This window comes from Aureimonas sp. Leaf427 (genome assembly GCF_001425485.1).
In the GTDB taxonomy this organism is placed as follows: Bacteria; Pseudomonadota; Alphaproteobacteria; order Rhizobiales; family Rhizobiaceae; genus Plantimonas.
In genome coordinates, this window is the sequence record NZ_LMQW01000005.1 from 44,602 (window position 1) to 64,855 (window position 20,254).

General features: G+C 68.6%; 20 protein-coding genes and 2 pseudogenes. 13 read left to right on the forward strand and 9 right to left on the reverse strand.

Features of this window, described 5'->3' with window-relative positions; translation table 11 throughout:
• The first annotated feature begins 74 nt into the window (after positions 1 to 74).
• On the forward strand, positions 75 to 1,079 hold the full coding sequence (locus ASG62_RS05355) for an asparaginase (RefSeq protein ID WP_056696079.1): 1,005 nt from the start codon (positions 75 to 77) through the stop codon (positions 1,077 to 1,079).
• Positions 1,080 to 1,775: 696 nt separating this feature from the next.
• On the opposite strand, the pseudogene ASG62_RS05360 reads toward ASG62_RS05355, so the two are convergent.
• A pseudogene (locus ASG62_RS05360) lies at positions 1,776 to 2,570 on the reverse strand (NYN domain-containing protein); the annotation flags it as partial.
• A gap of 292 nt (positions 2,571 to 2,862) precedes the next feature.
• On the opposite strand from ASG62_RS05360, the gene pqqA reads away from it, so the two are divergent.
• From pqqA to pqqE, 4 genes and pseudogenes are all read left to right on the forward strand, one after another.
• Positions 2,863 to 2,940 carry a pyrroloquinoline quinone precursor peptide PqqA gene (gene pqqA / locus ASG62_RS27985; protein WP_156381978.1) on the forward strand — a complete coding sequence of 26 codons (78 nt, stop codon included), beginning with the start codon at positions 2,863 to 2,865 and terminating at the stop codon, positions 2,938 to 2,940.
• A 57-nt stretch (positions 2,941 to 2,997) separates the two neighbouring features.
• Positions 2,998 to 3,912 carry a pyrroloquinoline quinone biosynthesis protein PqqB gene (gene pqqB, locus ASG62_RS05365; RefSeq protein WP_056696212.1) on the forward strand — a complete coding sequence of 305 codons (915 nt, stop codon included), beginning with the start codon at positions 2,998 to 3,000 and terminating at the stop codon, positions 3,910 to 3,912.
• A pseudogene (gene pqqC, locus ASG62_RS05370) lies at positions 3,873 to 4,945 on the forward strand (pyrroloquinoline-quinone synthase PqqC). The gene pqqB and the pseudogene pqqC overlap by 40 nt, the downstream one beginning before the upstream one ends.
• Entirely contained in the window at positions 4,942 to 6,087 is a 1,146-nt protein-coding gene (gene pqqE, locus ASG62_RS05380; protein ID WP_056696085.1) for a pyrroloquinoline quinone biosynthesis protein PqqE, read from the forward strand. Before pqqC ends, pqqE begins: the two are co-directional and overlap by 4 nt.
• Positions 6,088 to 6,091: 4 nt before the next feature.
• Here the strand turns inward: pqqE and ASG62_RS05385 are convergent, their stop codons facing one another.
• The 5 genes from ASG62_RS05385 to ASG62_RS05405 all read right to left on the reverse strand — a co-directional run bounded on the left by ASG62_RS05385 (position 6,092) and on the right by ASG62_RS05405 (position 10,134).
• Positions 6,092 to 7,159, reverse strand: coding sequence for a magnesium transporter CorA family protein (locus ASG62_RS05385; protein ID WP_056696087.1), 1,068 nt, complete (start codon positions 7,157 to 7,159; stop codon positions 6,092 to 6,094).
• A gap of 114 nt (positions 7,160 to 7,273) precedes the next feature.
• Complete coding sequence (locus tag ASG62_RS05390) at positions 7,274 to 7,660, reverse strand: type II toxin-antitoxin system death-on-curing family toxin (RefSeq protein ID WP_056696089.1); 387 nt, start codon at positions 7,658 to 7,660, stop codon at positions 7,274 to 7,276.
• A complete protein-coding gene (locus ASG62_RS05395; RefSeq protein ID WP_056696091.1) occupies positions 7,657 to 7,878 on the reverse strand; it encodes an AbrB/MazE/SpoVT family DNA-binding domain-containing protein in 222 nt (73 codons plus the stop codon). The genes ASG62_RS05390 and ASG62_RS05395 overlap by 4 nt, the downstream gene beginning before the upstream one ends.
• 72 nt (positions 7,879 to 7,950) lie before the next feature.
• Positions 7,951 to 9,645, reverse strand: coding sequence for a sensor histidine kinase (locus tag ASG62_RS05400; RefSeq protein WP_056696093.1), 1,695 nt, complete (start codon positions 9,643 to 9,645; stop codon positions 7,951 to 7,953).
• Between the two features lie 141 nt (positions 9,646 to 9,786).
• Positions 9,787 to 10,134: a hypothetical protein gene (locus ASG62_RS05405; RefSeq protein ID WP_056696214.1), complete on the reverse strand. Its 348-nt coding sequence runs from the start codon at positions 10,132 to 10,134 to the stop codon at positions 9,787 to 9,789.
• 225 nt (positions 10,135 to 10,359) lie between these two features.
• Here ASG62_RS05405 and ASG62_RS05410 point away from each other — a divergent pair, with 225 nt between their 5' ends.
• The 3 genes from ASG62_RS05410 to ASG62_RS05420 all read left to right on the forward strand — a co-directional run bounded on the left by ASG62_RS05410 (position 10,360) and on the right by ASG62_RS05420 (position 12,826).
• Complete coding sequence (locus ASG62_RS05410) at positions 10,360 to 12,051, forward strand: helicase HerA-like C-terminal domain-containing protein (protein WP_056696095.1); 1,692 nt, start codon at positions 10,360 to 10,362, stop codon at positions 12,049 to 12,051.
• Positions 12,052 to 12,144: 93 nt separating this feature from the next.
• Complete coding sequence (locus ASG62_RS05415) at positions 12,145 to 12,384, forward strand: NINE protein (RefSeq protein WP_056696097.1); 240 nt, start codon at positions 12,145 to 12,147, stop codon at positions 12,382 to 12,384.
• A 16-nt stretch (positions 12,385 to 12,400) separates the two neighbouring features.
• Complete coding sequence (locus tag ASG62_RS05420; RefSeq protein WP_056696217.1) at positions 12,401 to 12,826, forward strand: GNAT family N-acetyltransferase; 426 nt, start codon at positions 12,401 to 12,403, stop codon at positions 12,824 to 12,826.
• Positions 12,827 to 12,830: 4 nt separating this feature from the next.
• Here the strand turns inward: ASG62_RS05420 and ASG62_RS05425 are convergent, their stop codons facing one another.
• A complete protein-coding gene (locus ASG62_RS05425) occupies positions 12,831 to 14,234 on the reverse strand; it encodes a PLP-dependent aminotransferase family protein (protein ID WP_056696099.1) in 1,404 nt (467 codons plus the stop codon).
• Between the two features lie 125 nt (positions 14,235 to 14,359).
• On the opposite strand from ASG62_RS05425, the gene ASG62_RS05430 reads away from it, so the two are divergent.
• Complete coding sequence (locus tag ASG62_RS05430; protein WP_056696101.1) at positions 14,360 to 15,220, forward strand: DMT family transporter; 861 nt, start codon at positions 14,360 to 14,362, stop codon at positions 15,218 to 15,220.
• 22 nt (positions 15,221 to 15,242) lie between these two features.
• On the opposite strand, the gene ASG62_RS05435 is transcribed toward ASG62_RS05430, so the two are convergent.
• On the reverse strand, positions 15,243 to 15,974 hold the full coding sequence (locus ASG62_RS05435) for a L,D-transpeptidase family protein (protein ID WP_056696102.1): 732 nt from the start codon (positions 15,972 to 15,974) through the stop codon (positions 15,243 to 15,245).
• Positions 15,975 to 16,145: 171 nt separating this feature from the next.
• Complete coding sequence (locus ASG62_RS05440; RefSeq protein ID WP_056696103.1) at positions 16,146 to 16,808, reverse strand: haloacid dehalogenase type II; 663 nt, start codon at positions 16,806 to 16,808, stop codon at positions 16,146 to 16,148.
• Positions 16,809 to 16,980: 172 nt separating this feature from the next.
• Between ASG62_RS05440 and ASG62_RS05445 the strand changes: the two genes are divergently transcribed.
• From ASG62_RS05445 to ASG62_RS05460, 4 genes are all read left to right on the forward strand, one after another.
• Complete coding sequence (locus ASG62_RS05445; protein WP_056696104.1) at positions 16,981 to 17,856, forward strand: branched-chain amino acid aminotransferase; 876 nt, start codon at positions 16,981 to 16,983, stop codon at positions 17,854 to 17,856.
• Between the two features lie 106 nt (positions 17,857 to 17,962).
• Positions 17,963 to 18,565, forward strand: a complete 603-nt coding sequence (locus ASG62_RS05450; RefSeq protein ID WP_056696105.1) for a superoxide dismutase — start codon at positions 17,963 to 17,965, stop codon at positions 18,563 to 18,565.
• Between the two features lie 200 nt (positions 18,566 to 18,765).
• The gene (locus tag ASG62_RS05455) at positions 18,766 to 19,221 is read left to right on the forward strand and encodes a c-type cytochrome (protein WP_056696106.1); all 456 of its coding nucleotides are present in this window, start codon (positions 18,766 to 18,768) and stop codon (positions 19,219 to 19,221) included.
• Between the two features lie 90 nt (positions 19,222 to 19,311).
• The gene (locus tag ASG62_RS05460) at positions 19,312 to 20,223 is read left to right on the forward strand and encodes a cytochrome c (protein WP_056696108.1); all 912 of its coding nucleotides are present in this window, start codon (positions 19,312 to 19,314) and stop codon (positions 20,221 to 20,223) included.
• Positions 20,224 to 20,254 lie beyond the last annotated feature (31 nt).

Genomic DNA, 20,254 nt, shown 5'->3' on the forward strand with positions numbered 1-20,254 from the left:
ACGGGTAGAGGTCCATCGGGAAAACGGGCGTCCGCTGAAAATGGTGGGCGCGCTGCGGCAAAATGAGGACGTCCATGTCGAACAATCCGGTTCTGGCCGAAGTGACGCGGGGAACGCGTGTGGAAAGCCGCCATCGCGGCGCGGTGGCGGTGGTGGACGGGGACGGGCGCGACGTCCTGGCGCTCGGCGATGTCGAGGCTTCGGTCTTCCCCCGCTCGGCCGTGAAGGTCTTCCAGGGCATACCGCTGATCGAGACGGGGGCGGCCGATGCGCTCGGCCTCACGACGGCCGAACTCTCGCTCGCCGTCGCCTCCCATTCCGGCGAGCCCGGCCATGTCGAACTGGCCGCGTCCATGCTGCGGCGCGTGGGTCTCGACGGCGGCGCCCTCGAATGCGGCTGCCACTGGCCCTTCGACCAGCCGGTGGCGCTCGAACTGGCGCGGAGCGGCGCCGTTCCGACCGCGCTCCACAACAACTGCTCGGGCAAGCATGCCGGCTTCCTCTGCACGGCGGTCCATTGCGACGAGGCGACGCCCGGCTATGTCGGCGCCGAGCATCCCGTGCAGGCGCGCGCCCGCGCCGTCATCGAGGATCTGACCGGCACGCGGCTCGCGCCCGATGCCGGCGGCATCGACGGCTGCTCGATCCCCACCTATGCCGCCCCGCTCCGCAGCTTCGCCGCGGGCTTCGCCAAGCTCGTCTCCGGTCAGCGCGTCGCCGCAAGCCGCGCCGCGGCCGGGCGCCGGCTGATCGAGGCGGGCATGGCCGAGCCCTGGTACATGGCCGGAACCGGCCGCGCCTGCGTCGCGCTGATGGAGGCCGCCCCCGGCCGCGTCTTCGCCAAGACCGGCGCGGAGGGCGTCTTCTGCGGCGCCGTCCCCGAACTCGGCCTCGGCTTCGCCCTGAAGATCGACGACGGTACCACCCGCGCCGCCGAATGCGCCGTCGCCGCGACGCTGGCTGCGATCTTCCGCCGCGAGGGAGACCCGGTCGCGGAGGCCTACGACCGATTGGCCGCGAGCGAGATTTTCAACTGGGAGAAGACGAAGGTCGGCTCGATCCGGCCGGCGGGCTTCTGACGGGACGGGGGCATGAGTGAGGAAGCCGGTCGCGAGAGGCACCCCCCTCTGCCTGCCGGCATCTCCCCCGCAAGGGGAGAGATCAGGCTCATCGCGAACGGCTAAGGTTTCGAGCGACCGCCGAAGCTGCCGATCTCCCTCCTTGCGGGGGAGATGTCCGGCAGGACAGAGGGGGGTGCCTCACGCAAACCCCCATCATCTCATCTTGCCGAAAGCTCAGGCGTTGCCGAGCGGCCGGCGTTTGCGCGGTGCGGGCTTGGGGGCCGCCGGATCGGCAGGCTTGGCAATCGCCGCCGGAACCGGAGCGGTCGCGGGCGATGCGGTCCCGCCCGATGTCGGGGCGGCAGCGACCGGGCGCTTGGCCGGCGCGGCGGCCGGGGCGCCTGCCGTCTGTCCCGAAGCCGGCTTCGCCTCGGCCGGTGCCTTCTGCGGCGCCGCCTTTCCTTCGGCGGGAGCCTTGCCCTCCACCGGAGCCTTCGCCGGCGCGCCGGCCTTCGGCCCGGACGCCTTTGCCTCCGCCGGCTTGCGGCTGCGGCGCGCGGGCGCCTTGGCGGCCGGCGCGGTCGCGGCGGCGACGCTGGCCGCCAACTCCGCCGGCGACAGAAGCGCGACGGGGCTCGGCGTCTCCGACACCACCGGCGCGGCGGCGGACGGCTTCGGCTCGGAGGCGACCGGAGCCGGCATCGGAGCCGGGACGGGCGCCTTCGCCGTCGCCGTCGCAACGGCGGCTGCGGGCCTGGCGGCGACCGGCTCCGCGCCCTTGCGCTCGCCGGTCTGCTTCAACCGGATGCGGATCGAGCCGCCCTCGGGATGGTCGATGTCGAAGACGCCCGACTTGCGCACGAGGTCGGAGAGCTTCTTGTGCCCGTAGGTGCGCGGATCGAAGTCGGTGTAGAGCGTCTGCAGCTGCTTGCCGAACGTGCCGAGATTCACCCAGCCGTCCTCGCTCTCCATCTGGTCGATGACGCGCTTCAGCATGGGCGTCACCGCGCTCGGCGGCGCGAGCGGGGCCGCGACCGTCTCCGCGCCGCGGCCGGGCGCGATGCGCTCGGGGAGAAGGTTCTCGGTGTAGATGAAGCGGCGGCAGGCCTGCCGGAAGCTTTCCGGCGTCTTCTGCTCGCCGAAGCCGTAGACGTCGAGCCCCTCCTCGCGGATGCGGGAGGCGAGGCGCGTGAAGTCGCTGTCGGAGGAGACGAGGCAGAAGCCGTCGAAGCGCCCGGAATGGACGAGGTCCATCGCGTCGATCACCAGCGTGATGTCGGAGGCGTTCTTGCCGGTCGTGTAGGCGAACTGCTGCTGCGGGATGATCGCGTGGCGGGCGAGGATGTCCGTCCAGCCCTTCATGCGCTGGGTGGAGAAGTCGCCGTAGATCCGGCGCACGCTCGCCTCGCCGATCTTGGCGATCTCCTCGAAGAGCCCGTCGGCGATCTTGGCGGATGCGTTGTCCGCATCGATCAGCACCGCGAGGCGGGCGGAACGGCCGTCGTTCATAGGTCTGGTCCTCAAAGAAAAAGGGCTGGGGCAGCTCGTTGCGACCAGTTAGGGCCGAATGCCGCATTCCGACAGACGTTAGGCGGGCGCCGTTCGCCTCGTCCACGTCATTCTTGCATCCGGCGCGTCATTGCCGGGTTCCCGAGCCCGCCGATGCAGCGCGCGGCGGCACCTTACCTTAGTTTAATGCGCTCGACCTTCCCCTCGTCGGAACCTCGTTGTAGGCTGTGGGTTGGGCACCTATCGATACCAGACCGGCGATCAAGCCGGTTGCACACTTGGGAGCTGCATGATGGCCTGGAAGAAGCCCGTTCTCGTCGAAGTCTGCGTCGCGATGGAAATCAACGGCTATATGCCGATCGAATTCTGATCGATCGATTCCTGATTGACGACATCGACCCTGAGCCGCGGGCGGGATGAAACCCGCCTGCGGCTTCTCGTTTTAGGTTCGGCCGCCGGTGGCGGGTTTCCGCAGTGGAACTGCCTTTGCGAGGTCTGCAGGCTTGCCTGGGCCGGGGATTCCCGGGTCGAGGCACGCAGCCAGTCCTCCATAGCAGCGTCCGCCGACGGCGTGCATTGGCTCCTCCTCAACGCCTCGCCCGACCTGCGCGCGCAACTCACAAGCTCGGTCCTGATGGGCGCAGGCGCGAGAAGCGGCGGGCCGCAGAAGCGCGCCTCGCCGATTTCCGCCGTGCTCGTGACGAATGGCGACGTCGATCACGTCGCCGGCCTCCTGACGCTGCGCGAGAAGCAGGCCTTCGACCTCTACGGCACGTCCGGCGTTCTCGACGTCGTCGCCGCGAACCCGATCTTCTCCGTGCTCGATCCGGCCTTCGTCGCCGTGAAGCCGGTGCCGGCGGGCTCCGCGTTCCAGCCCGTGCCGGGCCTCGAGGTCGAGATCTTCCCCGTGCCCGGCAAGGTGCCGCTCTACCTGGAGACGGGCGAGGTCGAGATCGGCGCCGAGGGTGAGATGACGGTGGGCGTCAGGCTTTCGGCGGGCGGGCGCACGGCCTTCTACATTCCCGGCTGCGCGGCCGTGCCGGCGCATCTGCGCGAACGCCTGCGCGGCGCCGACGCGCTTCTCTTTGACGGCACGGTCTTCGAGGACGACGAGATGGAGCGGGCGGGCGTCGGGGCGAAGACCGGGCGGCGCATGGGCCATCTGCCGATCGCGGGCGAGGGCGGCAGCCTTCATGCCTTCGATGGTCTCGATATCGCCGAGCGCACCTATATTCATATCAACAACACCAATCCGATCCTCGTCGAAGGGTCGGAGCCGCGGCGGATCGTCGAGGCGGCGGGATGGCGGGTCGCGCGCGACGGGATGGAGATCGAGCTATGAACGCGATGATGACGTCGGACGATTTCGTCGCCGCGCTTCGCGAGATCGGCGCGACGCGCTACCACCACCTTCATCCCTTCCAGCTGAAGCTCCAGTCCGGCGAGCTTTCGAAGGCGCAGGTCCAGGCCTGGGCGCTGAACCGCTACTACTACCAGTCCAAGATTCCCGTGAAGGACGCCTATATCCTGGCCCGGATGGAGACGTCCGAGCTGCGCCGGGAGTGGCGCGAGCGGATCGTCGATCATGACGGTGATGCCGCAAATCCCGGTGGCATCGAGAAATGGATCGCGCTGACCGACGGCGTCGGGCTCGATCGCGACTACGTCCTGTCCGGCGAGGGCATCCTGCCCGGCACCCGCTTTGCGGTGGACGCCTACGTGACCTTCGTGCGCGAGCGCTCTCTCCTGGAGGCCATCGCCTCCTCGCTGACCGAACTCTTCTCGCCCAATGTCATCGGGATGCGCGTCCGCGGCATGCTGGAGCATTACGACTTCATTTCGCCGGAGACGCTGGCCTATTTCGACAAGCGCCCCGTCCAGGCCAAGCGCGACTCCGATTTCGCGCTCGACTACTGCGTCCGCCATGCCCGCCGGGCGGAGGAGCAACTCGCCGTTCTCGATGCGCTGCGCTTCAAATGTTCGGTTCTCTGGGCGCAGCTCGACGCCTTGGACCACGCCTATGTCGAGCCGGGCCGGCCGCCCTTCGACGTCTGGCAGCCAGGCCTGGGAGGGACATCGCCATGAGCCCCGTCTTAAGTACCACGATCGACGATGCCGTCGTTCCGCGCTTCCCGCACGGCGTCCGCTTTCGCGAGGACAAGGCGAGGGGGCGTTTCATCCTCGTCGGCCCCGAGCGCATCTTCAACGCCGACGACGTGGCGACCGAGATCCTGAAGCGCTGCGACGGCAGGAAAAGCTTCGGCGAGATCCTCTTCGAGCTGACGGAGGTCTTCACCGCCGAGGCGAGCGTGATCCGGCCCGATGTCGAGAGCTTCCTCGGCGATCTCCGCGACAAGGGGATGGTGGAGCTATGAACGAGATCGTCTTTCCCGCGCCCTCGGCCGCCGAAAGCACCAGAGTGCCGCCCCCGCCGCCGCTCGGCATCCTCGCGGAGCTGACCCACCGCTGCCCGCTCCGCTGCACCTATTGCTCGAACCCCTTGGAGCTCGACCAGCGCTCCGCCGAGCTCGACACCGAGACCTGGAAGCGCGTCTTCACCGAGGCGGCCGAGCTCGGCGTGATCCACATCCACCTCTCCGGCGGCGAGCCGACGGCGCGCAAGGACATCGTCGAGCTGACGCGCCACGCGGCCGAGGTCGGGCTCTACACCAACCTGATCACGTCGGGCATCGGCGTCTCCACGGCCACGCTCGACGGGCTCTACGAGGCCGGCCTCGACCATATCCAGCTCTCCCTTCAGGGCGCAGATGCCGCCGTCACGGAGGCCGTCGGCGGCTATCGCGGCGGCTTCGAGCGCAAGGAGGCTTTCGCGGCCGAGGTCGTGAAGCGCGGCTTTCCGCTGACGCTGAACGCGGTCATCCACCGCACCAACATCCATCAGGTTCCGGCGATGATCGAGAAGGCCGTCGCCTTCGGCGCCAAGCGCCTGGAAATCGCGCACACGCAATATTACGGCTGGGCGCTGAAGAACCGGGCGCAGCTCATGCCGGCCCGCGAGGATGTGGACCGCACGATCCTGGAGGTCGAGGCGGCGCGCGAGCGGCTGAAGGGCGTCCTCGTCATCGACGCGGTCTTCCCCGACTATTACGCGCGCTATCCCAAGACCTGCAACGGCGGCTGGGGCCAGCGCACCTTCAGCGTCACGCCGGCCGGCCTCGTCCTGCCCTGCCACGCCGCGCAGACGATCAAGCATCTCGACTTTCCGTCCGTGAGGAACCAATCGCTGGCCGAGATCTGGGCGTCCGCGCCCGCCTTCGAGGCCTATCGCGGCACCGACTGGATGCCCGAGCCCTGCCGCTCCTGCGAGCGCAAGGCGGTCGATTTCGGCGGCTGCCGCTGCCAGGCGCTGGCGCTGACGGGCGACGCGGCCGCGACCGACCCGGCCTGCATCAAGTCGCCCATGCACATGACGCTCGGCGAAATCGCGGCCCGCGAGGCTTCGGCCGCCGTCGTTCCGGGCGCCGCGACCTATCGCGGCTTCGGCGGCGGAGCCTGAAGCGTCAGAGCCAGTTCTTGTAGCGGAAGAAGACGAGCGGCAGCACGGCCGAGACGATCATGGCGACGAGCGCCAGGGGATAGCCGTGCGCCCAGTGCAGCTCCGGCATGATCTCGAAGTTCATGCCGTAGATCGAGGCGATCAGCGTCGGGGGCATGAAGCCGACGGCGGCGACCGAGAAGATCTTGATGATGGCGTTCTGCTCGATCGAGATCATGCCGACCGTCGTGTCCAGCAGGAAGGTCGTCTTGTTGGAGAGGAACGAGACGAAATCGTTGAGCGAGGTGATGTCGCGGTTCATCGCCTTCACCCGGAACCTGGAATCCTTGCCGGCCTTGCGCCCCTCCAGCACGAACTGGAGATAGGGCATCATCCGGTCGAGCGTCGCCAGGCTCTCGCGCGTGCGCGAGGCGAGATCGCCGGCCGCGCCGATGCGCCGGAGCAGCTCTTTGAACTCGTGGTTCGCGATCGGCTTCTTGTCCTTGGAGGAGGCGAAGATGTCGGTGGCGATATGGTCGAGATCGGCGGCGATCGCCTCCAGCATGTCGGCGACGCGGTCGATCACCGTCTCCAGAAGCCCGATCAGGATGCTGTCGGCGGTCGGGATGCGCGGGCCGTTCTTGGAACTCGGCGCGCTGGCCGGCGTCTGCGGCTCGCGCTCGTCGGCGCCGAGAACGTGGGCGAGGGCGGCGCTCGTCTCCGTCTGTCCCCGGCAGAGCTTGGCGGAATAGATCGCGAAGCTCTTCGGCTCGGTGTAGCGCAGCGTCACGAGCCGGCTGCCGGTCAGGATGAAGGTCACGGGCGCGAAGGCCGGGCGCCCGCTGTCGAGGCCGAACACGACGGAGGCCGTCATGAAGTCCGCGCCGTCTTCCGAATAGAGCCGGCTCGACACCTCGATCTCGCGCATTTCCTCGCGCGTCGGAACCTCGATCGCGCAAAGCCGCTCGACCGCCTGCTCCTCTTGCTTGGACGGATTGATCAGGTCGATCCAGATCGCCTCGTCCGGAATGGCGTCCGCCGCCACCCGGTCGCCGCGAACCTGCGTCGCATCGGCACGATAGACCTCGATCATGGGCTTGGACTCCGGCACGCCGCGCGGGCCTGAAGAGCCGCCCCGCGGCGCGTCACTGCACCCCGCCGGCCGGTTTCGCAAGCGCGAAACGAAGCAAGCGACCCTTTGCTTTTCTCAGCCGAGAGGGACCGTGAAATCGCGGAACCATCGCGCGGCATTGTCCTCGCCGATCAGCCCGGCCGCGACGTCCATGACAAACTGAACGACCTCGGCATTGGTGGCATCGATCTGGAAGCCGTTGATAAAGAGAAACGTATAGGCCGCCAGGAATCCCGTCCGCTTGTTTCCATCGGAAAAGGGATGGTTGCGGACGATCCCGAAGAGGTAGGCCGCTGCCAGATCGTGGATGTCGGGCGTTTCATAGGCAGCCTTGTTCAGAGGGCGCGCCAGAGAGGCCTCCAGCGCGTTCTCGTCCTTGATGCCGGAAAGCCCGCCATGCTCGATGAGCTGCTCGTCGTGTATGGCCTCGAGCGCTTGGCGCGTGAGCCAGTGGACGTTCATTTGGCCAGTTCGCGCAGCGCGTCGTGATACTTCTTCATGCCCTCGTGGGCCGCCCGCATCTGTTTGGCGAAGTCGGTATCCGGCCGAACGAGCTGCAACCCGTCCCGGGTCTCCACGATGTCCAGCCGGTCGCCCGCGGAAACGCCCAGTCGTTCCAGCACCTCCTTCGGCAGGATGACGCCCTCGGAATTGCCGATCTTGCGCACGACGGTGTTCATGGTCTCGCTCCTTGGTCCGGAGTCGAAGTTATAACCCACGTTCTCACGATGGCAAGAGGCAATGACGCAGCGTCACTGCGACAAGACGGTGTCCTTCGGCGCGGTCAGTTGCCAGATGACGCCGGTCGGCGCGTAGCGCATGTCGACTTCGCCGCCGAGGCCGCGCGCGGTCATCTTCTGCGTCACCAGCGTGCCGAAGCCGGAGCGCTTGGGCTCGACCACGGGCGGGCCGCCGATCTCGCGCCAGGAGAGGCGGAACGCGTCGTCGAGCTTCCAGCGGATTTCCACCGTGCCGCCGGAGACCGACAGGGCGCCGTATTTCGCCGCGTTGGTCGCCAGCTCGTGCAGCGCGAGGCCCACCGTCTGGGCGGAGGTCGGGTTCAGCTTCACGAGCGGACCGGAGGCGCCGATCTGGTGGCCGGGGCCGACACCGAAGGCCTTCAACTGCGTGGCGACGAGATCGGACATGGAGGCGCTATCCCAGCCCTTGCCGGCCAGGAGATCGGCGGAGCGGGCGAGGGAGGAGAGCGCTTCGGAAAGCGTGGCGAGAAACTCGTTGGTACTGGAGCTTTCCTTGGCCGCGCGCCGCGCGATGGCGCCGATCAGCGCATACTGGTTCTTAGCGCGATGGTTCATCTCGCGCATCAGGAAGCGGTTCTGCTCCTCCGCCTCGCGCCGGTCGCGCGAGGCCTGCGCGAGCACCTTGGAGACGCCGCCGACCTCTTCGATATTGGTGTGGACGGGCAGAGCCGGCTCGCCGCGGCCGATTGCCTGCGCCTGATCGGCGAGCTTGAGAATGGGCGCGGCGAGGCGGCGCCCGAAGACGACGGCCAGAAGCACGGAGAAGAAGAGGAGCGCGACGCCCATGCCGACGAGAAGCAGCCAGGAGCGCTTGATCGGCTGGCCGATCACGGCATCCGGCACGGCGACGGTCGTGGTCCAGCCGGAAAGCGGCGATGTGTGCGTGGCCTCGATCAGGTCGCGGTTCAGGCTCTCGCCGAGCGATTCCGCCAGCGAGGGGCCGTCCACGACGCTCGTCGCGCCGCGCCGCATCTGCCCGTTGCTGGCGATGACGGCCGTCACCTTGGCCCCGTCGCGGTCGCGGATCATCGCGCTCCAGGCCTCCGGCAGGTTTCGCGCGCTGATGAGATGCGTGAGATCGGCCGTGTCGCGGCTCACCGCGAGGACGAAGATCACGCGGTCGCCCCGGAAGACCGGAACGGCGACGTGGAACACGAACTCCTCCGCGCCCGGCGCGAGGAAGGCGCCGGAAATCTGCGTGCGCCGCATCGCGAAGGCGGCCTCCACGGTCGCCGTGTGGTCGAGCCGCCCGAGGGGCGCGTTGTCGGCGCGCGCGGTGTCGACGACGACGCGCAGCGAGGGATCGACCAGCTGCGCGGTCGAGCCGCTCGGTCCCAGCGCCGAGCGGGCGCGCGCGCCGAAGAGCTGCGTGTCCTCTTCGTCGAGGAAGGGCGAGGAGGCCAGCACCTTGGCGGCGCTGATCATGCCGTAGAGTTCGCGGTCGATCCCGTCGGAGATGATCTCGGCGGCATCGGAGACCTGGCTCGCCGCGATCGCCTTCTGCTGCTGAGAGAACTGCAGCACGAGGAAGGCGCTGAACAGGAGCGCGGGCACGAGGACGATGACCGCAAAGCCCATGAGATGGACGAGCAGGGGCGGGCGGCGCCGAAGCCGCATCAGGCGTATGAGCCATTGCTGGCGCGCGCGCGCCATGCGGGGCCGGCCGATATCTGCCTCTGCGGTCATTCAGGATGGGTCCGTCGTTCCGCCTTCGAAAATCCGCAGCCGGAGCGGCTGGCGTCCGAATGGCGGGGATCGACGCCAACTATAGGTGAGCGTCGATCCGCTTCCAAGGTCGAGGGGCCAAGGTCATGGCCCTTCTGATGATCAGGCGAACTGAGCGAGACCCGGCGTCGTCGCGATGACGCGGTCGACGGTCTCCGCGCCGGCATGGGTCTTGGCGAAGGCGACGAGCTCGGTGGCGACCAGACGCATCTGGCCCATGTCGAGGCCGAGGCCCATCAGCTTAGAGCCGAGGCCCATGATCCCGCCGGGGCCGGCCTCGCCGGATGCGGCCAGCGCCTCGCTCGCGCCGGGCGTGGCTTCCAGCATCTGGCCGACGGCCGGGTCCGTTCCTTCCGCCTGCATGTAGGCGAGGATGTGGCCGATCGCCTGACGGGCGGCGTCGGTGGAAAGGCCGGTCTCGGCGGCGATGCGGTTCAGGATCTCGTCCATAAGCGGTTCTGCCTTCGAAGGATGGTGGAGACCCGGCGTCCCGAGGGATTCGGAAAATGCGCCGCCGGAGGTCGTGCGGACCATTGCAAACGACGCCGGGCCGCGCAACCGTTCGGCGCGGGCCGCTGCATGCGGTGCCGGGCGCGGCAACCGGTTTCTCTCGGCCGGCGGCGCGTTATAACCATCGGGATGGCACCCGCCGATGCGGGGAGAGCGGGAGGCGTCATGCTGGAAGACGGTCGCATTTTTCTCGGCGCCAGCCGCGGACCCGACGACACGGTGCGCGAGGGCGAGTATCTCGACCTGAAGCTCGCCAATCGCCACGGCCTCGTGACCGGCGCGACCGGCACCGGCAAGACCGTGACGCTCCAGATCCTCGCGGAAGGGTTCTCGGAGGCCGGCGTCCCCGTCTTCTGCGCCGACATCAAGGGCGATCTCTCCGGCATCGCGGCGCGCGGCGAGGATAAGGACTTTCTCGTGGCCCGCGCCAAGGAGATCGGCCTAGATCCCTACTATCACGACGTCTATCCCGTCATGTTCTGGGACATTTTCGGCGAGAAGGGCCATCCCGTCCGCGCCACGATCGCCGAGATGGGCCCGCTTCTCCTGTCGCGGCTCATGGGCCTGTCGGAGGCGCAGGAGGGCGTCCTGAACATCGCCTTCAAGATCGCGGACGAGGAGGGCATGCTGCTCCTCGATCTGAAGGATCTTCAGGCCATGCTCGCCCATGTCGGCGAGAATGCCGAGGAGATCGGCCGGCTCTACGGCAATGTCGCCAAGCAGACGGTCGGCGCGATCCAGCGGGCGCTCCTCGTCCTGGAAGGGCAGGGGGCGGCCGAGTTCTTCGGCGAGCCCGCGCTGAAGATATCCGACCTCATGCGCACCGATCGCGACGGGCGCGGCTACGTGAACGTCCTCGCCGCCGACCGGCTGATGATGAACCCGCGCCTCTACTCGACCTTTCTCCTCTGGCTGATGTCGGAGCTCTTCGAGGAACTGCCGGAGGTTGGCGATCCCGAGAAGCCCAAGCTCGTCTTCTTCTTCGACGAGGCCCATCTCCTCTTCGACGGCGCGCCGAAGGTGCTGACCGACCGGATCGAGCAGGTGGTCAAGCTCATCCGCTCCAAGGGCGTCGGCATCTACTTCGTGACGCAGAACCCGCTGGACGTGCCCGACGCCGTGCTGGCCCAGCTCGGAAACCGAGTGCAGCACGCGCTGCGCGCCTACACGCCGCGCGAGCAGAAGGCGGTGAAGGTCGCGGCCGAAACCTTCCGGCCCAATCCCGACTTCTCCAGCTTCGAGGCCATCACCAAGCTCGGCGTCGGCGAGGCCCTCGTCTCGACGCTCGCCAAGGGCGGCGTGCCCTCCATCGTCCAGCGCACGCTGATCCGCCCGCCCGCCGGCCGCGTCGGCCCGATCACCGATGCCGAGCGGTCCGAGATCCGGCGGAGGAGTCCCGTCGCCGGGGAATACGAGACGCGGATCGATTCCGAATCGGCCTACGAAATGCTGGTCGGGCGCACCGAGGAAAAGCTCGCCCGGGAGGCCGAGCGGGAGAAGGCGGAGGCTGAAGGGCGCGCCCGCGCCCGCAGCGCCGAATCCACCCGCCGCGCCGAGGCGGCCCGCCGCCGGGCCGACGAAGCGGCCGAGGAGCCCGAGCCGGAACCGGAGCGTCGCGGCGAGATCGAGATCGGCGGCTTCCGCCTGCCCGATTTCGGCCTCGGCCGCAGCGAGGAGCCGGAGGCGCCGCCCGCGCCCCGCCGCCGCGCGCCGGCCACCCGCGCCAAGACCTCCTCCGGCTATCAGCGCCAGACGATCACCGAGACCGTGCTGAAACAAGTCGGGCGCACCGCCGCGACGACCGTCACCAACGCGATCCTTCGCGGCATTCTGGGAAGCCTGAAGCGGGGGCGCTGACCCGCCTTTCGCAAGGCGCCTCTCCCGATCGCGTTCCGGCCTTCCTATCTAACGAAGAGACGAGATCTTTCGAAACGATGGAGAGCGGACGAGATGCGATCGGGATGGGCGGCCTATCTGACATGGGCCCTGTGCTTCATCGGCTTCTGCGGCCTGCACCGCTTCTATCTTGGAAGGCCCTGGACGGGCCTTCTCTGGCTCCTCACCTTCGGTCTTCTCGGCATCGGCCAGATCATCGATCTCTTCCTGATCCCCGGCATGCTGCGCGAGAATTCGACGGAGCGCCGGCTCGGGCGCATCGAAGCCGAGCAGCGGGCTCTGCGGCGCATTTGATCGATCGGCGGCGATGATGCGCGTCACCCTCGAACGCACCGCCGAACCCGAGGCCGCGGACCTCTCCCGCCTCGGCGCCTCGCTCGCCGCCTTCAACGAGGGCGATGTCGGCCCGTCCGACCGCCGGGCGCTCGCCGTCTTCGCACGCGACGATGGCGGGGAGATCCTGGCCGGTCTATCCGGCTACACGGCCTGGGGCTGGCTCTACGTCCAGTGGCTCTGGGTGGCAGAGGCCGCGCGCGGCCGGGGGCTCGCGGCCACGCTTCTCGCGGAGGCGGAAGCCGAGGCGCTGGCGCGCGACTGCCACGGCGCCTGGATCGACACGTTCAATCCCGTCGCGCTCCGCGTCTACGAGGCGGCCGGCTACACGCCCTTCGGCGCGCTCGACGAGTTCCCCAGAGGGCGCGCCCGAACCTTCCTGCAGAAGCGGCTGCGGGACTGAGAGCTCACGCATTCCCGGCAGCACCTGCCATGGCGCGGGCAAGGCCTTCGTAGACGCGGGCGTCGCTCATCTGGGCGACGTTGAAGCGCATGAAGTCCGTCTGCGACTGCGAGGTGCTGAAGACGTTTCCGGGCGCCAGCACGATGTCCTCGGCCAGCGCGTGCCGCGCGACCTCCGCGGCATCGAGCCCGTCCGGCAGGCGGCACCAGAGATAGAAGCCGCCGCGCGGCATCAGCCAGGGCCGGATGCCCAGCGCCTCGAGCCGCATCGCCGCCTCCCGCCGCGCGCCCGCCAGATAGCGGCGAAGGCCTTCGAGGTGCCTCGCGTATCCCCCGTCGCCGAGGCTGGAGAGGACGATCTCGGCCGCAACCGGGCTCGGACCGCCGAAGGACGTCGCGACCTGGAGGTCCACCAGCCCCTCGATCCAGTCGGCCCGCGCGGCGATGTAGCCGCAGCGGACGGAGGCCGAGAGTGTCTTGGAAAAGCTCCCGATGCGGATGACCCGCGCCAGCCCGTCCAGGGCGGCAAGCCGAGTGGAGGGCTCCGGTTCGAAGCCGGCGAAGATGTCGTCCTCGACGATGGTGACACCCGCGGCCGCGGCCGTGCCGAGCAGGCGATGGGCCACCTGCGGCGAGATCGTCGCGCCCGTCGGATTGTGGAGCGCCGAATTGGTGATGTAGAGGCGCGGCCGGTGCGCGGCCGCAGCCTCCGCGAAGAGTTCGGCATCCGGCCCGTTCGGCCGATAGGGCACGCCGACGATGCGCACGGGATGGGCGCGCAGCAGCGCCTGGAAGTTGAAGTAGCAGGGATCGTCGACGAGCACGGTGTCGCCGGGACGCAGAAGGAAGCGGCAGACGAGGTCGATCGCCTGCGTGCCCGAGCCCGTCAGCACGATCTGCTCGGGGCCGGCCGTGATGCCCTCGTCGGCGAGCCGGCGTGACAGAAGCCGCCGCAGCCCCGGAGAGCCGCGCGTGCCGCCGTAATCGGCGAGGAGCGCATCGTCGGCACGGGCGAGCTGGCGCAGCGCCCGGCGCAGTGCCGCATGCGGCATGCGCTCGGCGGGAAGCCAGCCGCAGCCGGGCTTCAGCATGGCCGCGCCGGCATCGAGCGACTGGCGTGACACCCAGAACGGATCGATCGCCCGGTCGAGCCGGGGCCGGGCGTCGGCGAGGGTCAGCGGTGGCAGGCTGCCCGAGAGGTAGAAGCCCGAACCCGGCCGCGAGCGGATCAGCCCTTCGGCCGCCAGCCGGTCGTAGGCCTCGACGACGGTCGAGGGCGAGACGCCCATCGTCGCGGCAAAGCCCCGGATCGAAGGCAGACGTTCGCCCGGCGCCAGCGACCGGCTCGCGGCCCTCTGCCGGATCGCCTCCATCACCTCGGCCGTGCGCGATCCCGCCCGTTCGCCCATGCCCTCGCCTCCGCCTACCGTATGGGTCGATACAGCCATACGGTTCGGCCGGATCGTATGGGATCGTGCCTGTCTGTGCCAGGGCCGCGCGCGTAGAGCGTTGGCCGGCAGGAGAGGGGCGCGACATGCAGCGGACGACGGATGGATGGGGCAGCGGGCTCCTCGGCGTGATCATCTTCAGCGGCTCGCTTCCCGCGACACGCGTCGCGGTCGGCAGCTTCGCGCCGCTCTTCCTCACCTCCGCGCGCGCCGTCGTCGCCGCGCTGATCGGCGCGGCGCTTCTCGGCCTTCTCCGGCAGGCCCGGCCGAAGCGGAGCGACCTGACCTCGCTTCTCATCGTCGCCCTCGGCGTCGTGGTCGGCTTTCCGCTTCTGACGGCCCTGGCGCTCCGGCACATCACCTCCGCGCATTCGATCGTCTTCATCGGGCTTCTGCCGCTGGCGACCGCGATCTTCGGTGTGCTGCGCGGAGGCGAGCGGCCGAAGCCTGCCTTCTGGCTCTTCTCGGGGGTGGGCAGTCTTCTCGTCGCAGGTTTCGCCCTCTCGCAGAGCGGCGGCGCGTCGCTGGCGGGCGATCTTCTGATGATCGCGGCGATCGTCGTCTGCGGGCTCGGCTATGCGGAAGGGGCCGCTCTCTCGCGGCGGCTCGGCGGCTGGCAGGTCATCTGCTGGGCGCTGGTCCTGGCGCTGCCCGCCATGGCCGCGCTTGCGCTGGCGACGCTGCCAGATGACTGGAGCGGGATCACGGCGCCGGCCTGGGCGGGCCTTGCCTATGTCTCCGTCTTCAGCATGCTGATCGGCTTCGTATTCTGGTATCGCGGCCTCGCCCTCGGCGGCATTGCCGGGGTCGGGCAGCTTCAGCTGCTCCAACCCTTCTTCGGCCTCGCCTTGGCCGGTCTGCTTCTCGGCGAGCCCGTCGCCTGGACCATGATCCTGGTGACGGGGCTCGTCGTCTTCTGCGTGGCGGGAGCCAAGCGCTTCGCCTGAAGCTGAAGCGCCGAAGCGGGCTTCAGACCATGCCGGACTGAAGCACCACGACGGGAGAGCCGTTCGGTACGCGATCGTAGAGATCGATGATGTCGTGGTTCATGAAGCGCACGCAGCCGGACGAGACGGCCTTGCCGATCGTCCAGTATTCCGGCGTTCCGTGCAGGCGGTAGAGCGTGTCCTGCTTGTTCTGGAAGAGGTAGAGCGCGCGGGCGCCGAGCGGGTTCTTGAGGCCCGGCTGCTGGCCGCCGTTGCGATACTTCTCCAGCTCCGGCTGGCGGTCGATCATTTCGGAGGGCGGCGTCCAGGTCGGCCACTTGCGCTTCCACTGCATCACCGCATTGCCCGACCAGGAGAAGCCCTGCCGCCCGATGCCGACGCCGTAGCGCATGGCGCGTCCGCCGCCTTGCGTGAAATAGGCGTGGCGCCCTTCCGTGTCGATCACGACCGTGCCGGGCGCCATGCCCGTCGGGTCCGCGACCTCCTGGCGGTAGAATTCCGGGGGCACGCGCTTCAGGTCGATGCCGGGAATGAGATAGCCCTCGTCCTCGATCGGACCGTACATCGAGGCATAGTCGATGCCGGCCGTGCCGTCGTCGCCATAGCCACCGTAGCCGCCATAGCCGTCGTTGGCCGAGAGGAGGATGGCCCGGCGTCCGCCGGTGGAGCAGCCGGCGAGCGAGGTCGCCGCGCCGAGGCCGAGAGCCGCGAGGAAGTGGCGGCGCGAAAGCCGGCGGTCGGAAAGTTCGGTCATGTCCAGCCTAAGACGTGGGAGGGCGCGGCCTCTTGATGGGCCTGCGCTGGGGAACTCATCGTGTCGTCGGAAAACATGGCGGGACCGGGTTCGTTCCTGGCGGCCGCCAAAGGAAACGCGGAGCGTGTCCTTCCGGTGACAGGATAGTTGACGAAAGGTTGCACGCCGCCCTCAGCCGAGAGCGGGCAGGCCCGTGAGGTCAGGCAGGATGGCGCGCGGCGGCAGGTCGCGATACTCGTCGGGCTCGCCGCCCCGGTTGATCCAGACCGTCGAGAAGCCGAAGCGCCCGGCGCCCGCGATGTCCCAGCGGTTGGAGGACTGGAAGGAGACGGCGGAGGGATAGAGCCGGTAGGCGGTCGTGGCGAGCTCGTAGATCTCGGGCGCCGTCTTGAACGTGCCCGCGTCCTCCGCCGAGAAGACGCGGTCGATCAGCGTGTCGAGCTTGGCCGAGCGGATCGCCCGCTCCAGCATGGCCACCGAGCCGTTGGAGAGGATCGCCAGCCGCGCGCCCTGGTCCTTCAGCGTGCGCAGGACCGAGGGCACCTCCTCGAACGTGTCGAGATCGCGATAGGCTTCGAGCAGGCCCTCGCGCATGGAGCGGTCGATGGCCGGGACCTTGGCCAGCGCGAAATCGAGCGCGTCTTCGGTGAGATCCCAGAAGGTGCGGCTCCTGTCCTTCATCAGCGAGCGCACCCAGGAATATTCCAGCTGCTTGCGCCGCCAGATATCCGCGAGACGCCGGCCCTCCTCGCCGAAATCGGCGGCTTGGCGCGCGACGGCCGCCGATGTGTCGAAGAGCGTGCCGTAAGCATCGAAAACGTAAAGAGAAGGCAAGGTCGTGGTCCCCGGACGGGTCGTTGCATCCCCCGTCTTCTAACGCGAAAGCGGGGCGGGGGTAGAGCCGAGATCGCCGTCTCCGCCCTTTCCCTCCGCGCTCCGGAGTGCCAAGAGTGCCCTTGGCCGCGAAAGCGGCCGATGTTCGCAAGAGCGTGAAGAGGACGATTCCATGTCGCAGGGCTTCAGCCGTACCGTCACCTATGTCGACGGCGCCTGGGTGGAGGGCAATCCCGGCCTCGTCGGCCCGCGCAGCCATGCCATGTGGCTCGGCTCCAGCGTCTTCGACGGGGCCCGCTGGTTCGACGGCCTCGCGCCCGACCTCGACCTCCATGCCGAGCGCGTCAACCGCTCCGCCCTCGCGCTTGGCCTCTCCGCGACCATGGCGGCGCCCGAGATCGTGCGGCTCGCCCTGGAGGGGCTGAAGCGGTTCGACGGCGAGACGGCGGTCTATATCCGCCCGATGTACTGGGCCGAGGACGGCGGCTACATGGGCGTTCCCGCCGATGCCGAGACGACGCGCTTCTGCCTCTGCCTCTACGAATCGCCGATGATCCCGCCGTCCGGCTTCTCACTGGGCCTTTCGCCCTTCCGCCGCCCGACGCCGGAATCGGCGCCGACGGCCGCCAAGTCCGGCTGCCTCTATCCCAATAGCGGCCGGGCCATCCTGGAGGCGAAGGCGCGCGGCTTCGACAACGCGCTTCTCCTCGACGCCGTCGGCAATGTCGCGGAAACCGCGACCTCCAACGTCTTCCTCGCCAAGGGCGGCGTGGCCTATACGCCGATCCCGAACGGCACGTTCCTGAACGGCATCACGCGCCAGCGCGTCATCGCGCTCCTGCGGGCCGACGGCGTCGAGGTCGTCGAGAAGAGCCTGACCGTGACGGACTTCCTCACCGCCGACGAGGTCTTCTCCACCGGCAACCATTCCAAGGTCGTGCCCATCACCGCGTTCGAGAGCGCGAGCTTCCAGCCGGGGCCGGTCTACGAGCAGGCGCGCGCGGCCTACATGGCCTTTGCCCGCGCCGCGAGCCCGCTCGCCGCATAGCCATTTCCCATCCGCGCCCTATCTGACGGGGCGCATTTCGAGCGGGGACTTGCCCGTCGCCACGACGGCGAGACACCCCCGCAACCCTGACGAAGGAGAGACGACGATGGCGTTCACGCTTCCCCCGCTGCCCTACGACTACACGGCGCTCCAGCCCTACATGTCGAAGGAGACGCTCGAGTTTCACCACGACAAGCACCACAATGCCTATGTCGAGATGGGCAACAAGCTCGCCGCCGAAGCCGGTCTCGGCGACGCGTCGGTCGAGGAGGTCGTCAAGGCGTCCTTCGGCAAGAACCAGCCGCTCTTCAACAATGCCGGCCAGCACTACAACCACATCCACTTCTGGCAGTGGATGAAGCCGAACGGCGGTGGCAAGAGCCTGCCCGGCAAGCTGCAGACGGCCATCGACAGCGATCTCGGCGGCTACGACAAGTTCCGCACCGACTTCATCGAGGCCGGCAAGGGCCAGTTCGGTTCGGGCTGGGCCTGGCTCGCGGTCAAGGACGGCAAGCTCTCCATCATGAAGACGCCGAACGGCGAGAACCCGCTCGTGCACGGCGCGGCGCCCGTGCTCGGCGTCGATGTCTGGGAGCATTCCTATTACATCGACTATCGCAACGCGCGCCCGAAATATCTCGAAGCCTTCGTGGACAACCTGATCAACTGGGATCACGTCCTCGAAATGTACGAAGCCGCTACCAAGTAAGCATCGGCTTCTTCGAAACGCGAAGGCCCCGCGCTCCGGCGTCGGGGCCTTTTTAATGCGCGAACTTTTATTCACCCGTCACGCCGAGTTGAGAGCGATTCCAGATTGAAGGTGACGGCGATGTGCCCTCCTTTAGCGAGGGACATATGGACCCTCTCCCGATTCCCCGGGATATCGGTCGCGCCTTTGGGAGACGCCTCATGAAAACCCGGACCTTCGGCCTCGCGGCCCTTCTCCTCACCGCGGCGACCCTGCCGCTCGCCGTGCCCGCGCTTGCGCAGAACATCGACGCCATCAAGGCCCGGCAGACCGCGATGAAGACCATCGGCAAGTCGGCCAAGGCTGCCGGCGGCTATCTCAAGGGCGAGACCGAGTTCGACGCGACCAAGGCCGCCGAGCTCTTCGCCACGATGAAGGCAAGCGCCGTCACCTTCGGCCAGAACTTCCCCGAGGATTCCAAGACCGGCAACGACACGGAAGCCTCGCCCGCGATCTGGGCGAAGCCGGCCGAGTTCAAGGCGCATCTGGCCGATTTCGAGAGCGATCTCGACGCCGCCATCGCCGCCAAGCCCGCCTCGCTCGACGCCTTCAAGGCCTCGTTCGGCGAGGTCGGCAAGAACTGCAAGGCATGCCACCAGGAGTTCCGCGTCGATTGACGCACCGTCCTCGCCTCCCGCTTCGAGCCCATGCCGGGGCGGGCAGCGAGGGCTTGGTCATGTGACGCTCTCGAAACGAAAGGGCAGCCGATGCGCCGCGCGGTGATCGCGATCCTCGTCCTGGCTCTTCTGTCGGGCGCCGCCTTCTTCTGGCTGACCCAGCCGCGCCGGCTGGAGGCCGCCGAGATCGCGGCGGAGGGCTCCGGCGATGTCGCCCGCGGCGAGCGCCTCTTCTGGACGGGCGGCTGCGTCTCCTGCCACGCGCCGGCCAAGTCCGAGGGCGAGGCGCAGCTTCGGCTGGCCGGCGGCGCGCCGCTGGTCACGAAGTTCGGCACCTTCCACGCCCCGAACATCTCGCCGGCCCCGGCCGACGGGATCGGCGCGTGGACGCTGGCCGACTTCGCCAATGCCATGCAGCGCGGCATCGCGCCGGACGGCTCGCACCTCTATCCGGCCTTCCCCTACACGTCCTACGCCCGCATGCCGAAGGAAGAGATCGCCGACCTCTTCGCCTATCTGAAGACCCTGCCGCAGGTGCAAGGCGCGGCGCCCGCGAACGAGCTGTCCTTCCCCTTCAACATCCGCCGCGGCCTCGGCCTCTGGCAGGCCGCATTCCTCGATCCCGCACCCGTCGTGACCCTGCCTGCCGATGCGTCGGAGGCGGCGCGGCGCGGCCAGGCGATCGTCGAAGGCCCCGGCCATTGCGGCGAATGCCACACGCCGCGGCTCTATGGCGGGCTCGGCGGGCTCGACAAGACGCGCTGGCTCGCCGGCGCCCCCGCCGCCGAAGGCCAGGGCAACGTGCCCGACATCACGCCGTCGGACGACGGCATCGGCGACTGGTCCGAGAGCGACATCGCCTACTATCTCGAAACCGGCTTCACGCCCGATTTCGACAGCGTCGGCGGCGCGATGGTCGAGGTGCAGAAGAACATGGCGAAGCTGCCCGCCGAAGACCGCGAGGCGATCGCGGCGTATCTGAAGGCGGTGCCGGCGTTTTAGAGCAGATGGTCGGGCAAGGGTCGCGGGCGGC

Coding starts and splice junctions, on each gene's coding strand:
- ASG62_RS05355 (WP_056696079.1), top strand. CDS start 75: ATGTCGAACAATCCGGTTCTGGCCGAAGTGACGCGGGGAACGCGTGTG.
- pqqA (WP_156381978.1), top strand. CDS start 2,863: ATGGCCTGGAAGAAGCCCGTTCTCGTCGAAGTCTGCGTCGCGATGGAA.
- pqqE (WP_056696085.1), top strand. CDS start 4,942: ATGAACGAGATCGTCTTTCCCGCGCCCTCGGCCGCCGAAAGCACCAGA.
- ASG62_RS05385 (WP_056696087.1), bottom strand. CDS start 7,159: ATGATCGAGGTCTATCGTGCCGATGCGACGCAGGTTCGCGGCGACCGG.
- ASG62_RS05390 (WP_056696089.1), bottom strand. CDS start 7,660: ATGAACGTCCACTGGCTCACGCGCCAAGCGCTCGAGGCCATACACGAC.
- ASG62_RS05395 (WP_056696091.1), bottom strand. CDS start 7,878: ATGAACACCGTCGTGCGCAAGATCGGCAATTCCGAGGGCGTCATCCTG.
- ASG62_RS05400 (WP_056696093.1), bottom strand. CDS start 9,645: ATGACCGCAGAGGCAGATATCGGCCGGCCCCGCATGGCGCGCGCGCGC.
- ASG62_RS05405 (WP_056696214.1), bottom strand. CDS start 10,134: ATGGACGAGATCCTGAACCGCATCGCCGCCGAGACCGGCCTTTCCACC.
- ASG62_RS05410 (WP_056696095.1), top strand. CDS start 10,360: ATGCTGGAAGACGGTCGCATTTTTCTCGGCGCCAGCCGCGGACCCGAC.
- ASG62_RS05415 (WP_056696097.1), top strand. CDS start 12,145: ATGCGATCGGGATGGGCGGCCTATCTGACATGGGCCCTGTGCTTCATC.
- ASG62_RS05420 (WP_056696217.1), top strand. CDS start 12,401: ATGCGCGTCACCCTCGAACGCACCGCCGAACCCGAGGCCGCGGACCTC.
- ASG62_RS05425 (WP_056696099.1), bottom strand. CDS start 14,234: ATGGGCGAACGGGCGGGATCGCGCACGGCCGAGGTGATGGAGGCGATC.
- ASG62_RS05430 (WP_056696101.1), top strand. CDS start 14,360: ATGCAGCGGACGACGGATGGATGGGGCAGCGGGCTCCTCGGCGTGATC.
- ASG62_RS05435 (WP_056696102.1), bottom strand. CDS start 15,974: ATGACCGAACTTTCCGACCGCCGGCTTTCGCGCCGCCACTTCCTCGCG.
- ASG62_RS05445 (WP_056696104.1), top strand. CDS start 16,981: ATGTCGCAGGGCTTCAGCCGTACCGTCACCTATGTCGACGGCGCCTGG.
- ASG62_RS05450 (WP_056696105.1), top strand. CDS start 17,963: ATGGCGTTCACGCTTCCCCCGCTGCCCTACGACTACACGGCGCTCCAG.
- ASG62_RS05455 (WP_056696106.1), top strand. CDS start 18,766: ATGAAAACCCGGACCTTCGGCCTCGCGGCCCTTCTCCTCACCGCGGCG.
- ASG62_RS05460 (WP_056696108.1), top strand. CDS start 19,312: ATGCGCCGCGCGGTGATCGCGATCCTCGTCCTGGCTCTTCTGTCGGGC.